Origin of the sequence: Bradyrhizobium sp. UBA2491, from assembly GCF_002341725.1 — a bacterium.
Classification (GTDB): Bacteria; Pseudomonadota; Alphaproteobacteria; order Rhizobiales; family Xanthobacteraceae; genus Bradyrhizobium.
Genome location: NZ_DDOP01000025.1, coordinates 25,386 through 38,629, shown reverse-complemented (window position 1 = coordinate 38,629; position 13,244 = coordinate 25,386). Strand labels below are relative to the sequence as shown.

Genomic DNA, 13,244 nt, shown 5'->3' with positions numbered 1-13,244 from the left:
ACGGGACAGATGGCGCTTGAGGCAACCGGGGAACGCGACAGGCCGCTCCTCATCGACTTTAAATTAAGCGAGAACGGGAGTCTCTTGTCGCGACACTGCCCAAACGTGGCAATATTACCACGCTGATTCACATAGGTTATCTTCAAAGAAAAGAGCAGCGCGGTGGGGAACGTGCCCGTTCACAAGCGATTAAAACTGAGATGCGCTATCGACGGTGGACAGACGAAGAAATCGAAAGACTGAAAGCTATGATCGCTGCGCGAGCGAGTGCTAATCGCATTGCCGTCGCACTGAGGCGCCCGATCGCCTCCATTTATGACGGGGCCGAGAGGCTTGGTTTGCACCTTCCAACCCGCACAGATGAGCGCAGACGAGCAAGAAACTTGCTCAACTCCAGTACAAGCTCGGAATGAACGCCGAAGCTGCTAGCCAGACGCCCTTCGCGAAGTCGATCACCTCCCCAAAGCCGCCGCGGTCGATCGTCGGGGTAGATCTCGCTTGAGAAAACATCGCAGCCGTTAGCGCTTCAGAGGCGGCCCGCTCGCGTAGCCCGTGCAAGGAACTACAAATTCACACGGCCACGATCAGCGAATGTCGGTATCGGTGGTTGCGCCCCGATTTGAACGTGTCAAGCAGCTTGCGATATGCAACTGATCCCTTCGCGTGCCGGATTCTCGGACCTAAGCAGCGTACTCGCCGCCGAGGTATCGGATTTGAACTGGGGCGGGGGCGAGCGCCTCTCTCCTGACTAGAAGCCGCGACCCCTCGCAGGCTACCTTGAACTAGGAATGGACCCCGGCTGCCTGCTGGAAGAAATCCGGGCGAGGGCCGGCGCCAGCATGCCCCGGCCTTTGGGCTGGTAAAGCCGCGACGTGTTCTGCCCAACATTGGAGCGCCTCGCGCATCTCGGCCGCGTACCGCGCGCGGTTATAAACACCAGCTACGCCCGCCCGGTGGCCGCTGACGTGGTTTAGGATCGCCTCCACGATGTGCGGCAACACGCCGAGCCGGTCGGCCATCACCGTGGACGCCGATCTCCGGAGATCGTGAACTGTCCAATGGGGCAGTGATTGGCCCAAGGCTTCTGCAATCCGTGCATCAAGCGCCGTCTTCGACTTGGACCAGCCCGAGAAACCACGATGGGGGTCACTCTTGCGTCGAGGTCCGTCACCAAAAACGAAGTCTCGGCCGTTCCGGGGGTGCGGGAGTAGGGCTAGGGCGGCGGGAACCAATGGTAGCGAGTGCTCGCGATGGTTCTTGGTCCGAACGCTTGGCAGCGTCCAGAGCCCCGAAACGGTATCCAGTTCGGCCCATTGCATGCTGCCTACTTCATCACGGCGTTGGGCTGTGAGCAGCAGCAAACGCACAATGCGTCCGTAATCGTCATCTCCACAGGCCCGCCAGATGGCTGATAACTCCATCTCCGTAAGGACCCGTTCGCGACTTCCCGGCTGAGCGGGTCGGTTCGTGCCAAGAACCGGGTTCGCGGCAATGTCGAGTCCCTCGCGTATTGCCCAGTTGAACATTGAGGACAGGGCTGTACGGGCGCGGGCTGCCGAGACCTTTCCATGAACTGATGCGATGTCAGCGATACGAGCCGAGATATGACGGCGGGTGATCTGGAAGACCGAGACCGGATGCAGGGATTTCCAACTGACCAACAAGTAGCGTTCGACTTCCGAATAGGTCCGGGGCTTCAGCCTTTGTTTGGCGTTCCGGAGATATTGTTCCGCGATTACCGAGAGTGTGTCGGCCGCCTGCAGGCGCGCCTTGGCTTTCTCGTCCGCGGGGTCTTTGCCATTCGCAACCAGGCCCAAAAGCCGCTTGGCTTCCTTGCGTGCAAGCTCTGGTGTCCAAGGGGCGCCGTGAGCACCGATGGTTACGAAGCGCTGCCGACCGAACACGCGGTACTTGAGAACGTAGGTTGCTTGATCGCGTTGGCGCCGAACACCAAAGCCCCGCACCGCTTCGCGATGGTCCGCATCCCAAATCGTGTCGCCCGGCTTCAGTGCTTGCACTGCGCGGATCGTTATATTTGAGACAGCCATTGATCACCTCTGTAGCTACCACGTAGCTACCACCATAACGCCAATTGCAGCGCAGGTAAGGCGGGAGGCGGCGGGCTTATTGGTTGATAATACTCCAATTTTCGTACGAAAGGCGGGAATGGCGTAACGCCGGCGGAGCCCTTGCCGTGTCTGTGGAACAGGAGGTCGGTGGTTCGAGCCCACCCAACTGTACCATCCGCAAGTGAACTGCTCCGCATACCCAGCACCTTGCCGATCGGCACGACCGATTTTGCGCCTTGCAAGATACAAAGGCGCCCAGCACGCGTCGCTCCATCCCGATCAGCGCCGCCGCTTGCCTTTCGCTGCGCGCTTGGCGGCCTTGGGTCGCCGTGGGGTCGCCCGCTTGGTCGCTGACGGCTTGGCCGCTGCGACCGCGACCGGTGGCTCACTTCCCGCCAGCGATCCGAGCGCGGCGAGCAGCCGATCGGCGGCAGTCTTTTCGCTCTGTCCGGCGGACCGTGCGTATCTGGAAAGCAGGAACGCAGCATTGTCGAGGACGGAACGCCACATCCTGACATTGTTGACGCGGGCATGGTGCTGCCCGAAGTCTTCGATCAGGCGCGCGACGTCTTGCGCAAGGCGGCCGGCGCCGATCGACACGAACAGGTTCAGTTCGGTCTGTCCGACGACGGTCCAGAAGTCCGGTGCGGCGGACGACATTGATTGGCGCACCTCCGCGATGTCGTTGGCCCTGAGCGGCTTCGCCAGCACCAATTGTGCCGCAATCCGGTTCATCGCCGGATAAAAGAACGGACGCGTCTTGGTGTCGCGCGCGATCGTCTCCGCGGCGCTGTAGTGCTGCCGCATTTCGTCGATCGCCTGCATTTCGGCGGACTGATCACCAGCCAGGGCTTCGAGCATCGCCAATCGCTTGAATCCGGAGCCGTAGATGCTTTGCCGCTCGTAGGTCGGCGCCAGCGCCAACAGTTTGTCGAGCAGCGCCATCGCATCCTTGATGGCCGCGCGAGCGTCGTCGAAGGCTTTGGTCGACGGTCCGGCCACGCTGTTGATGTTGCTCCAGGCCTGGCGGATTCTCGCATTGGCCAGTTGCTCGATCGCGATCAGGGATGTCGTTCCATCCTGTGCCGCTCTCGCGCGCTCGTACCACGCGATCGACTCCGCGAAGAAGCCCGATTTCGCCCAAGCGCTTCCGAATGCCTCGGCGACGTCTCCGCGATCTCGGTACTGGCCGAAGGTGGCCTCGAGATAGCGCAGGCGTCCCGCCTGAACGTCGGACGACTTGCGCTGGTACTCGCTTTCCACCTCGATCTGCTCGAGCGCGAACATCAGGGATGGGGCAGAGGCAATGCTGGAAAACTCCTGCCCCGGAGCAGGCGTCGGGCGCTGCGCATCACCGGTTGTTCGCCGGAACCGCCAGTCGGGGTCGCCATAGCACTGATAGGCCGCCCAGGTGTTGCCGCCGACGGCATAGGCTTTTTCCCTGGCCGCCGCGACGGCGTCGATGAAGCGCTTGTCTGCGAGCAGCGCGCGATAGAACTCCCTGGCAAACACGCTCGCAGCTTCATCGTCCACCGCCCAGCCGGCGGCGATCACGCATCGGACGCCACTCTTGATGAGGGCCTGGGCGACACCGGACGCAAATTGCGCGCGGTTGTAGTTGGTGGGCCCGAGCAGCTCGTTTGGAGCGCCGGTCCCGAGATGGCAGCAATTCACGAACACAAGCTCGGGTTGGACCCGCAACGCCTGGATTTCATTGGCTCCCAGGAACGAACCGCCCGAGAGCACCACGCCCCTCGTCGCGATGCCCTTGTCGGTCTCGGTCGGCGGCTCGCCATGGCCCGCCACATGGATGATCCGCCAGAATTTCTTGCAGGCCGCATTGAGCACGGCGGTCGCGTCGGGTTCGGGATCCCCGGGGCTGGGACCGCTGATCACGGACGTCACCCGTGCCGAGTTGGACTTCGGGCTAGCGGGAGATGTCGTGGCCGCGGTCAGGAACGTCGCGACCTCGAGGGCCTCGCGCCTGGCGCCCAGCAGGATGGGGTAGGTCTCTCGAGCGCAGGCAGGGTCGCCGATCACGAGAATGTCGTCGTCGGCCGTGGCGTTGTTCACGGCGATGTCGGGCGTCGTCATCCGCAGCTTGCGCAACAGCTTGGTCCGGATCGACCATGGCTTCTGCCGGTTCGAAGCTGTCGGCGACTCCAGGGCCTCCCAGGGTATCGGAGCCGTTCCTTGGTCAAGCTCCAGCACCGTCGCCGTGCTGCCACCCAGGAACGACTCGAGATCGCGGGGCAGGAGCAGGGTGAACAAGGTTCGGCCGATCTGCGTGTCGGTATTGGTGTTGTTGGAGGCGGTCGTCACCAGGTTCTTGATGAGGCGCACTTGCATCGGCTGGGGACGCACGTCGTTGCGCGCCCGTTTCGAGTTGATGGTGTAGGCGATCTCCTGGCTGTCGCCCTCGGTCTTCAGCACGAGCGCACTGATGAAGTCGTAGTCGGCGCCGCGATATCCGGCCTCCGGCGGCCGGCGCAGCGCGCCGGCTTCTCGTGCGATGGTCGGGGCGATCGCATAGGAGCCAGGTGCCGAGATCGCGAGGGTCTGAAGCGCATTCCAGGCGTCGCTCGCGCGGTCGAGATAGAGTTCGATGATCTTGAGCTGGTCGACACGCGGCCACTGCGCGTCCGCAGGGTCCTTCTCCGCGATCTGTTCGTTGGCCTCACGCACGCCCTGCGCGATCAGCTGGGCGGCTTGGCCGGGCGTGATGCCGCTGCCGCCGCTGCCCAGCAGCGTGGTCGCGAGCGCAAATCCGGTGACGACCGGGCTGCGTTCGGTGAGACGCTGCGACCATCCGATCACGGCCTGCCGAACCGTGTCGACGAGATCCGAGCCGCGCAACTCGCCTTCGGGGCCGAGACCTGCGACGATCACCGCCGCGGGCAGCGGCATCAGCCTTTTGGGATCGTCGCTGAGATTCCGGAAGATCTGAAATGTTCCCGGTCCCGTGGCGTACAGACCGCGATGCAACGATGCGCTCATCGCACGATTGAGGACATTGTCGATCGCAGCTTCCGCGCCGGTGAGGCTCGATGACCGGTAATGGCCGATCAGCAATGGTTCGGCGACAAAGGTGAGATCGCCGTTGACGACCTCGATGTGCAGCGACGCCGACACCGGCGCGGCTTGCGGAGCGCGCGCTGCCGCCGATGACAGCACGTCGAGCTCGCTCTGAGGCGGCGATTGCCGCACCCGCAATCGGGCGGGACGGGCTCGTGCCACCGGCCCGGCGGTTTCGGCGGCCTTCTGCCGGGCAGTGCCAATCGCGGAGACCCGGGCCAGTCGTTTCGTGGTGCCGGTGTTCAGAAGCTCGCGGTAGGCTTCGAATGCAGCCTTGAACCGCGGCAGCGAACCGTGATCGGAATCGACGGACCAGGTCGCTACTCCCGGAAGCTCCGCGCTTTCCTGCGTAACCCGGCCATCGCCGTCGCCGACCTCGAGATAGACCAGCCCCCTGTCGCCATCGCGCGCGCCCTCGTAGCCGTCAGGCGTGGTTGGCGCCTTGCCGACCACCAGCAGCAGCCTGTCGGCCCAGGAGACGAGGTCCCGGTCGCGTTGCTTGTCGAGCGCGCGACGGAGCTCCACCGCATCGTCGAGCACGGCTTGCGACGGGATACCCCATTCGAATTGAGCGAGCTGAAGTGCCAGACTGTGCCACGTGCTGCGCGCGCGGATGGCATCGAGATCGGACGTTGCGAGATCTCGCCAGGCCGCTTCCGTACCGAGTCCGTTCAACAGGCCCGCCTGGAGCTGAACGAATCCCGGGAAGCCCGCAATCAGCTGGCGCGATTCGTTGCTGGCGAACGGCGCGCCCACATTGATGAGGAGATTGCCGAAGCTGTCATCGCCCGACAGCACCTGCATCGGCGTCCAGGATCCGCCGTTCGGCGTTCCGAGCATCAGAATCCGCGCTCCGTCGGATTGCATCATCCGATCCCAGGTCGCGGGATCGACGATCTGCACGGCACGCGCAACCAGCCCGCCCATCGAATGGGCGATGATCCGCACCGGCTGCCCTGATGTCTTGCGTGCGTCGAGCGCCGTCGCGATCGCCTCTGCGAGCCGCTTTGCCTCGGCCATGATCGGGCGTCGCCAATCGAATGCGAATGGCTTGACGTCATGATCGCTGAACAGCTCGGTGGCGAGATCGTCGTAGTAGATTCCGATGGGGCCATCGGGCGCGACCGCGTCGGCGTTGTTTGGATCGTAGGCGAGCCGCTTGAAGCCGTTGACGAGGCGCCATCCCAGCCAGATCCGCTCATCCGCGATCTTGAGGTTGCTGCCGAGAATTCCGGGCAGGACGAACAGTGCCGGCAATTCAGCGGCCTTGCTGGCGGGACGTGCGGGCAGCGCCGCGCGCGTTCCGCTCGATGATTCCCCGGCCCAGGAGAGCGGGCCGATCACGTTGAACCCGTCGGGCGACGTGCTGTCCGTCCGGGTCAGGGCGTCGACCACTGCCGATGCCGTCTGCGCGTTGCTGAAATAGTTGAAGTGCGAGACCTTGCCGCCCTGGTCGAGAACGAAGGTCGATGCCCGCTCGCGCGGCGAGCCGCCATACATCGACCGGGTCTGCACGACCAGATCATTGTCGGTCCAGAAGAATGCGTCGGACAGCAGGGCCTTGACCCAGGACACCACGGAATCGCCCTGGAGATCGCCGGCGACGACGCGCAGGTCGCCGCTAATCGGGCTCGTCGCCGAATGAAGCCAGCGGATCAGCGGAGAGTCCGGAATCTGCGCCGCAAGGCCGGGCACCTTGTCGGGGTCCGCGCGTCGGCGGGCGACTTCGCCGAGAAAGTTGACGAGTTCGTCCGCAATCGGAATCTGGGCGAGCTTGAGCGCCCATTTCAGCACCGATACGTAGGCATCGAGCCGCTTGGAGGCGAGCAACGTGCCGCGCGCCGGACATGCGACGCGGACAACCCGCTCGATCGAAATCTTCTTGTCCGCGACGAGCTCGGCGAGCTGTTTCAATTCGGCCGCGCTCGAACCATCGTCCCTGAACAGGTCCAGACCGGACAGGCGTGGATTGGCGCACACGCGTGCCAGCACTTCGGCAACCAGTCCGCCGCGTGAATGGGTCAAGAGGTGAAGTCGTGCGTTGCCGGGCGCCGCTTCGGCGAGCGTGATGGCATTGGCGATCGGGCTCACGCCGAGCGTCGGATGATCGAGGGCGTAGACCCTGTCCTTGTAGGACTTGAACAGCGCAGTCACCAACTGCGGGTGCTCGGTCCAGAGCTTGCCGAAAGTGCCGGAGGTTTGGCTGAAGGTTCCGTGGACCAGAACCAGCGACGCTCCATCGGCGGCGGCGATAGAGGACCTGTCGCGCCCCTTGAGCGGCGGGAGCTCGTCAGGCTGCAACCGATAGACGCCCGGGTCGACCTGCGAGTCGAAGGACTTCACGACCTTCGAGGCAACGAAGTCGGCCGCCTCGTCCTCGACGATCCCGGTGAGAATGTGCAGCGCCCCCACCTGCACGTCGCCGAAAATGCCGCGCGACAGGGGAGCTGCGTCGTCCAGACGCCATTGCAGCCGGCCGGGTACGCGCACCTCTCCCGGGCCGAGCGTGGTTCCTTCACGCGCGAGCGGATCGTGCTGTGATTGCAGCAGATCCCGCGCGGATTCGGGATGCAGCCACAGCGAAGGTCCGCCTGCGATATCGATGACGACGATGTCTTCTCCGGGAACGGCGGCTGCGGTCTTGATGACCGCATCGCCGGCGCCGCGTTGCGCCGTCACGATCACGGAGTCTTTCGGATGCCATGTCGCGGCTGTGGTTGGGGCGGGAGCGGGAGCGCCGCGGGTCGTTTGGCTCTGACGGACGCCGGTCAGCACGAATGAGATTGGTTCTGGCAATGTGACGCTCCTGCAATGGCGGGGCCACAACGCAAGAACCGGGAGCGAGCGGAACGAGCCACCGCGGCCGGGCAGGTGGCCACTGAAAAAGGAACTGCGAGCAATGAAGTGACGATACTCGCTTTAATAGAATTGACAAGCGTTGCGGCGGCGCGTGTTGGCGGCCTGCTTCGTGATGAAGCGATCAGGCTTCGGCAGACGAACAAGCTCCCGTCTGACATTGCTTCCGGCAAGCGACCGGACGTCGCACCGGTTCGCCCGCCGATAGCTTCTGCCAAGGGCCAGCGTCGCTTGCGAGATGGTGCAACGCCGCCGTGAATTGATAAATTTCGTCAGGGGCTTGCAAAGGTGGCCGCGATCCCCGCCCGTGGCGTGCCATCACGCCCGCTTGCGCTTCTGCGTTGCTTCACCCACACTCGCCGAAACAACGCGTTGAAGACGCCGAGTGACACCTTGGGGGACGCATGGGGACCGCCGGTTCAAGGAGTTTTTCGTTTGCGTTGCTGCTCGCGGTCGGGCTTGCGGCGTTGCTGTTGCCGGGCCGGGCTGAGGCCTACACGCCCGACCAGCAACAGGCCTGCACGCCGGATGCGTTCCGGCTCTGTGGTGCCGATATCCCCGACGTCGATCGCATCACGGCCTGCATGATCCGGAACAAGGCGCAACTTTCGCCGGCCTGCCGGGTGTTCTTCCGCGCGGGTCCCGAGGCGAGCGAGCGCGTCGAGCGGCGACCGGTGGCTGCGAAGCGCAAGCATGCGAAGCCGCGCAAGGCGAAGCGGCAGGCCGACTGACGTAATTCTCATCGCGCGCACGCTAGACGGCCTTGCCGCGTGCTGTCCTCGCACGAGCCGACCTCGGTGCTGCGTGGGTCGCGTGGCGGCGATTTCAAGGCTGCGATGCGCGACAGACTGACGCCTTGTGACGCTGTCACGCAGCATCATCTGTCAGGCTTGTGTTGTTTGCAGATTCCGTTCCCCGCGGTGGAACGGACGGAGTGGGATGCGTGAGCGAATTTTACAGGCAAGAGATTGATCGGCATTTCGCCTGGTTCGAAGCCAAGCTCCCGGACAAGCCGGCGCGCTTCGTCGCGTGGCTGCGCAAGCCGTCGTCGCGCTATGTGCGGATTCCGCTGGCGATTCTGTTGATCATCGGCGGCATCTTCAGCTTCCTGCCGGTGCTCGGCCTCTGGATGCTGCCGCTCGGACTCCTTTTGTTCGCGCAGGATGTTCCGTTGTTGCAGAAACCCACCGCGCAATTGCTCGGCTGGATCGAACGCAAATGGATCGCGCGCGAGCGCGCCAAAGCTGCCGAAAAACGCTAGGCCTGAGTCAAATCAAGCGTTTAGCACTTCCATTTGCGGTTGTGTCATAGATGATGTGTGACTCAAAAAGCAGAATGCACCGGTAATCTTGGCCGCTTTGCGGATTGCAAGAAGTTTTTTCTTTCGCGAATCAGCGCTCTGATTCATTTTCGCCTCCTGGGGTCAATCTGGAGGCCAAGGTATGAACGTCATTGTTTTCGCTTCGCGTAAAGGGGGCTCGGGAAAAAGTACCCTGGCTGCTCACCTCGCCGCGCAAGTGCACAAGGCCACGAAGCCATGTCTGCTGATCGACGCCGATCCGCAGGGCTCGCTGACGCTGTGGCACAAGCTGCGCGGCACCAACGAACCGGCGATCAAGACCGCGGTGAACTCGGTCAGCGGGATCATTGCGCAAGCCAAGCGTGACGGCATCGAGTGGGTGTTCATCGATACGCCGCCGAACCTGTCGGCCGTGGTCGACGACTCGATCAAGAACGCCACGATGGTGATCATTCCGGCGCGGCCCGGCGTGTTCGACGTCAACGCGGTGCAGGAAACGATCCAGACCTGCCGTTCGATGCGCAAGCCTTATGCCGTCGTGATCAACGGCGCGCCCGCGCAACGTGACGGCGCCGAGAGCCGCATCGTCGCGATCGCGCGCGAGGCGCTGGCCAAGTTCCGTGCGCCGGTATGGAGCGGCCAGATCACCAACCGCGCAGATCTCCTGATGGCGCTCGGCCAGGGCGAAGGCGCCCGCGAATATTACGCGGAGGGCCGCGCCGCCGCCGAGATCAATCGGCTGTGGGCCGCGATCGAACGTTCGATCAAGGCGATCCGCGGCACGGCGCCGGCTTCCGGCGCGATGCACAAGCAGGCGGCGTAACAACGCCGCTTTGGTTCGAAATGGAAAGAACGCGCGGCTCCCGCGCGTTTTTTGTCGTCGTCGTCATCGCTTCGTCGCGGTGCTCCTCGCAATGACGGAGCAGGTGGCCTTACGCCACCATCAGCAGATAGAACAGGATCACCGGCGCCAGGGTCAGGATCACCGACCAGATGCCGACAGCCCACAAAATATCCTCGGTCGTAAAGCCCGGCTCGGCACCCGGCCTCACGGCAGCGAAACCGCTTCTCGAATTCACGTCGCCCCCGCATTGATTTTTAGCGCAATGGGAAGGCTGATACGCGAGCGGTTTTAATATCCCGGTCGGAATTTCGCCGGCATTTGCGCGCGGCTACTACTTCGGATTAACCACGGCATGGGCGGCGGGGCACCGTGCGCTTCAGTGCATCCCTGCGTCCCGGTCGCGGATCGCACCGAGATGCTCGTTGATGCGGAAGACGATCAGGATGAACTCGGCGACGATCCGCGAGAACACGATGCCGACGAACATGCTGGCGATCGAGGCGAGCAACTGGATGAACCCGACGAACGGGCTGATCGCCATCGCCGTGAGGCTCCACAGGACGCCGGAGATCCCGAACAGCACGATCACGGCCATCACGAGCCAGTAGAACGTCTTGATGATCGTGGGCGTGATGAAACGGTCCCACTGAAACAGATCCTGGAAATCGAACATCATGGTTCTCCCGGCAGGCCGAAATATGATTCGCGTCTCATCCTACTGCGTCACCCCCGGCGGTATCACTTCGTCCCGGAGCCTGCGCCGCAGGTCTCCATCGCGATGAAGTCTTGCACCGGATCGATGGTCCCGGACGGCGCTCAGCGCCTCCGCACCACCGGTCGATACCCGGGGAGCCCAGTCCGTCCCCGCGGAGGGCGAGCCCCGGACCGGGCGCCGGCAGTCCAGGAGCGAGCTATGCGAGTGGGCTGGTTGTGATTGCCGCAAATAACGGCCACAATCGGGCTTCCCTCCGGCATATCCTCAACCTCATGACCACGCTGACCTTTGAAGACTTCAAGCCGGGCCGCTTCGGCACGTTCGGCCCGCGCCATGTTTCACGCGAGGAGATCCTCGCCTTCGCCGCCGAATTCGACCCGCAGCCGATGCATCTCGACGACGAGGCGGCCAGCAAATCCATGCTCAGGGGCCTGTCGGGCTCCGGCTGGCATCTCGGGTCGCTGCTGATGCGGATGCTGTTCGATGGCTTCATCGGCCGCACCGCCTCGCTCGGCTCGCCCGGGGTCAACGAGATGCGCTGGATCGCGCCGCTGCGTCCGGGCGACGATTTGACGCTGGACGTCGATGTCGTCGAGGCCCGCGTCTCCAAGAGCCGGCCCGCGACCGGCATCGTCACTTTCAAGGGCACGATCCGCAATGCGCGCGGCGAGACGCTGTGCGAGATGGAATCGCCGATCATGATCAGCCGCCGGGACGGCGCGGGTAGCCAGTAATGCGTTTCTTTGAAGACATCGAGATCGGCGCGCGGCGCGAACTGGGCGCATTCACCTTCGCGCCCGAGGACATCAAGCGCTTTGCCGCGCAGTTCGATCCGCAGCCCTTCCATCTCGACGAGGAGGCGGGACGCAACTCGCTGTTCGGCGGGCTCGCCGCATCGGGCTGGCACGTCGCCAGCGTCTGCATGAAGCTGCTGGTCGCCGACGGTCAGCGGCTTGCGGCCGAGGCCGCCGCGCGCGGCGAGCAGGCTGCGGTCTGGGGACCCTCGCCGGGCTTCCGCGAACTGCGCTGGATCCGGCCGGTGCTGGCAGGCGACACCATCAGCTATTCGAACGAGGTCGAGACCAAGCGCACCTCCGAGAAGCGGCCGCAATGGGGCATCCTTCAGGCGCGCAATACCGGCATCAATCAGCGCAATGAAGTGGTGTTCTCGTTCCTCGCGACCGCCTTCGTGCCGCGCCGGAATCCAGGTTCCTGATGTGGCCTGCGCGCACCTGATGTTGCACGAACGCCATGGTCGGCAGATTACCTGCTGTCCGACGCAGTTGTGCGTTGCGCGGAACTGATTATTTGCTAACGCATTTTGAACCTTTGTCCCTGCCTATGGCTTCAGGGCACGAACTATTGGGGATGATCATGGCAGATCGCAGCGCGCTGAAACTCGTCGGCATTATCTTCGCGACGGTAACGCTTGTGGTGATGCTGGCCACCGGCCTGGTGGTGAAGGGCTTTGCCGACGGCAACTATTCGTTCGAGACCACCGCGAGCATCGATCGCTGATCCAGCCGTCCTGTTCGCATCGGCGCGGCTGGCGTCGGGTGCGCGTCTACGTTCTTACAATGTGATCCGCCGGCGGGCTGCGTCACATTTCTCCAGAAACCCTTCAACGATTCCAGATCAGCACCATCACGACGGTCGCGGCTGCGAGGATGCCGACAAACCGGATCATGATCGTGCCGATGCCGCCCTGATGCGGCTGGCGCAGCGGAATCGGGTCGGCATTGTCAGGCCGCACGCTCTGCATGAAGTGTTCTCCGCATCGATTCCCGCCGGGCACGGCCCGGATCAAAATCGACTGCGGAGTTTACACCGCGCCCAATAACAAATCGTTCCGTCGCGAAACCGGCCACGCAAAACGAAGCCGCCGCCTCCCATGCAGGAGGCGGCGGCCGGCGGTTTCAGAGATTGATCGCGATCAGCTGTTGCGCAGGCCGTCGGCGGCGCGCTTCCACTGCGAGACGTTGTCGGCGATCATGCGCGTCGACTTCATCGCGGCCTGGCTGAGCTGGGCATAGCCGGAGATCTCGCGCTGGACGCGCTGGCCCTCGGCATGCAGCAGGTCGCGCAGGCTCTCGAGCTCGCCGATCAGCTTCTCGATCTCGGCGAGCGAGGTGCCGGCGACGCGCTGGATCAGCGAATTGACGTTGCTGACGGTGGCGTCGGTGTTGGCGTCGGTCGGCGCGGTCTCCGGGCTCGCCACCGGCCGGCGCAGATAGGCGATGTCGTTGCGCACGAAGTCGCGGATACCGGCCTCGACTTCCGAGACCGCGGCGAGGTTGGAATCCACCTCGGACGTCGCCTCTGCGGCTTCCTCGGTGCGGTTGGTGGCGTTCATCGGCTTTCCCCTGAGTTCGCAATAGCGAAGCG

12 protein-coding genes are annotated in these 13,244 nt (G+C 63.7%); 6 read left to right on the top strand and 6 right to left on the bottom strand.

Annotated elements, in window-relative coordinates; translation table 11 throughout:
• Positions 1-782: 782 nt before the first annotated feature.
• Complete coding sequence (locus B2W55_RS07815; RefSeq protein ID WP_244442321.1) at positions 783-2,048, bottom strand: site-specific integrase; 1,266 nt, start codon at positions 2,046-2,048, stop codon at positions 783-785.
• Between the two features lie 300 nt (positions 2,049-2,348).
• Positions 2,349-7,823 (bottom strand): DUF7379 domain-containing protein, encoded by a 5,475-nt coding sequence (locus B2W55_RS07810; RefSeq protein ID WP_145987117.1) that lies wholly within the window; start codon positions 7,821-7,823, stop codon positions 2,349-2,351.
• Positions 7,824-8,440: 617 nt separating this feature from the next.
• Between B2W55_RS07810 and B2W55_RS07805 the strand changes: the two genes are divergently transcribed.
• The 3 genes from B2W55_RS07805 (at position 8,441) to B2W55_RS07795 (ending at position 10,123) form a co-directional block, all read left to right on the top strand.
• On the top strand, positions 8,441-8,731 hold the full coding sequence (locus tag B2W55_RS07805; RefSeq protein WP_244442320.1) for a hypothetical protein: 291 nt from the start codon (positions 8,441-8,443) through the stop codon (positions 8,729-8,731).
• 203 nt (positions 8,732-8,934) lie between these two features.
• On the top strand, positions 8,935-9,261 hold the full coding sequence (locus B2W55_RS07800) for a hypothetical protein (RefSeq protein WP_029880075.1): 327 nt from the start codon (positions 8,935-8,937) through the stop codon (positions 9,259-9,261).
• 181 nt (positions 9,262-9,442) lie between these two features.
• Entirely contained in the window at positions 9,443-10,123 is a 681-nt protein-coding gene (locus B2W55_RS07795) for a ParA family protein (RefSeq protein WP_024584470.1), read from the top strand.
• 109 nt (positions 10,124-10,232) lie between these two features.
• Here B2W55_RS07795 and B2W55_RS07790 read toward each other — a convergent pair whose 3' ends face one another.
• On the bottom strand, positions 10,233-10,379 hold the full coding sequence (locus tag B2W55_RS07790; protein WP_168200187.1) for a hypothetical protein: 147 nt from the start codon (positions 10,377-10,379) through the stop codon (positions 10,233-10,235).
• A 141-nt stretch (positions 10,380-10,520) separates the two neighbouring features.
• The gene (locus tag B2W55_RS07785; protein WP_024584469.1) at positions 10,521-10,817 is read right to left on the bottom strand and encodes a DUF4282 domain-containing protein; all 297 of its coding nucleotides are present in this window, start codon (positions 10,815-10,817) and stop codon (positions 10,521-10,523) included.
• Between the two features lie 314 nt (positions 10,818-11,131).
• Here B2W55_RS07785 and B2W55_RS07780 point away from each other — a divergent pair, with 314 nt between their 5' ends.
• The 3 genes from B2W55_RS07780 to B2W55_RS07770 all read left to right on the top strand — a co-directional run bounded on the left by B2W55_RS07780 (position 11,132) and on the right by B2W55_RS07770 (position 12,377).
• On the top strand, positions 11,132-11,593 hold the full coding sequence (locus B2W55_RS07780; RefSeq protein ID WP_024584468.1) for a MaoC family dehydratase: 462 nt from the start codon (positions 11,132-11,134) through the stop codon (positions 11,591-11,593).
• Positions 11,593-12,075, top strand: coding sequence for a MaoC family dehydratase (locus tag B2W55_RS07775; RefSeq protein WP_024584467.1), 483 nt, complete (start codon positions 11,593-11,595; stop codon positions 12,073-12,075). Before B2W55_RS07780 ends, B2W55_RS07775 begins: the two co-directional genes overlap by 1 nt.
• Before the next feature lie 158 nt (positions 12,076-12,233).
• Positions 12,234-12,377 (top strand): hypothetical protein, encoded by a 144-nt coding sequence (locus tag B2W55_RS07770; protein WP_024584466.1) that lies wholly within the window; start codon positions 12,234-12,236, stop codon positions 12,375-12,377.
• Between the two features lie 103 nt (positions 12,378-12,480).
• On the opposite strand, the gene B2W55_RS07765 is transcribed toward B2W55_RS07770, so the two are convergent.
• Complete coding sequence (locus B2W55_RS07765; RefSeq protein WP_168200188.1) at positions 12,481-12,621, bottom strand: hypothetical protein; 141 nt, start codon at positions 12,619-12,621, stop codon at positions 12,481-12,483.
• A 171-nt stretch (positions 12,622-12,792) separates the two neighbouring features.
• Positions 12,793-13,212 carry a hypothetical protein gene (locus B2W55_RS07760; protein WP_024584465.1) on the bottom strand — a complete coding sequence of 140 codons (420 nt, stop codon included), beginning with the start codon at positions 13,210-13,212 and terminating at the stop codon, positions 12,793-12,795.
• Positions 13,213-13,244 lie beyond the last annotated feature (32 nt).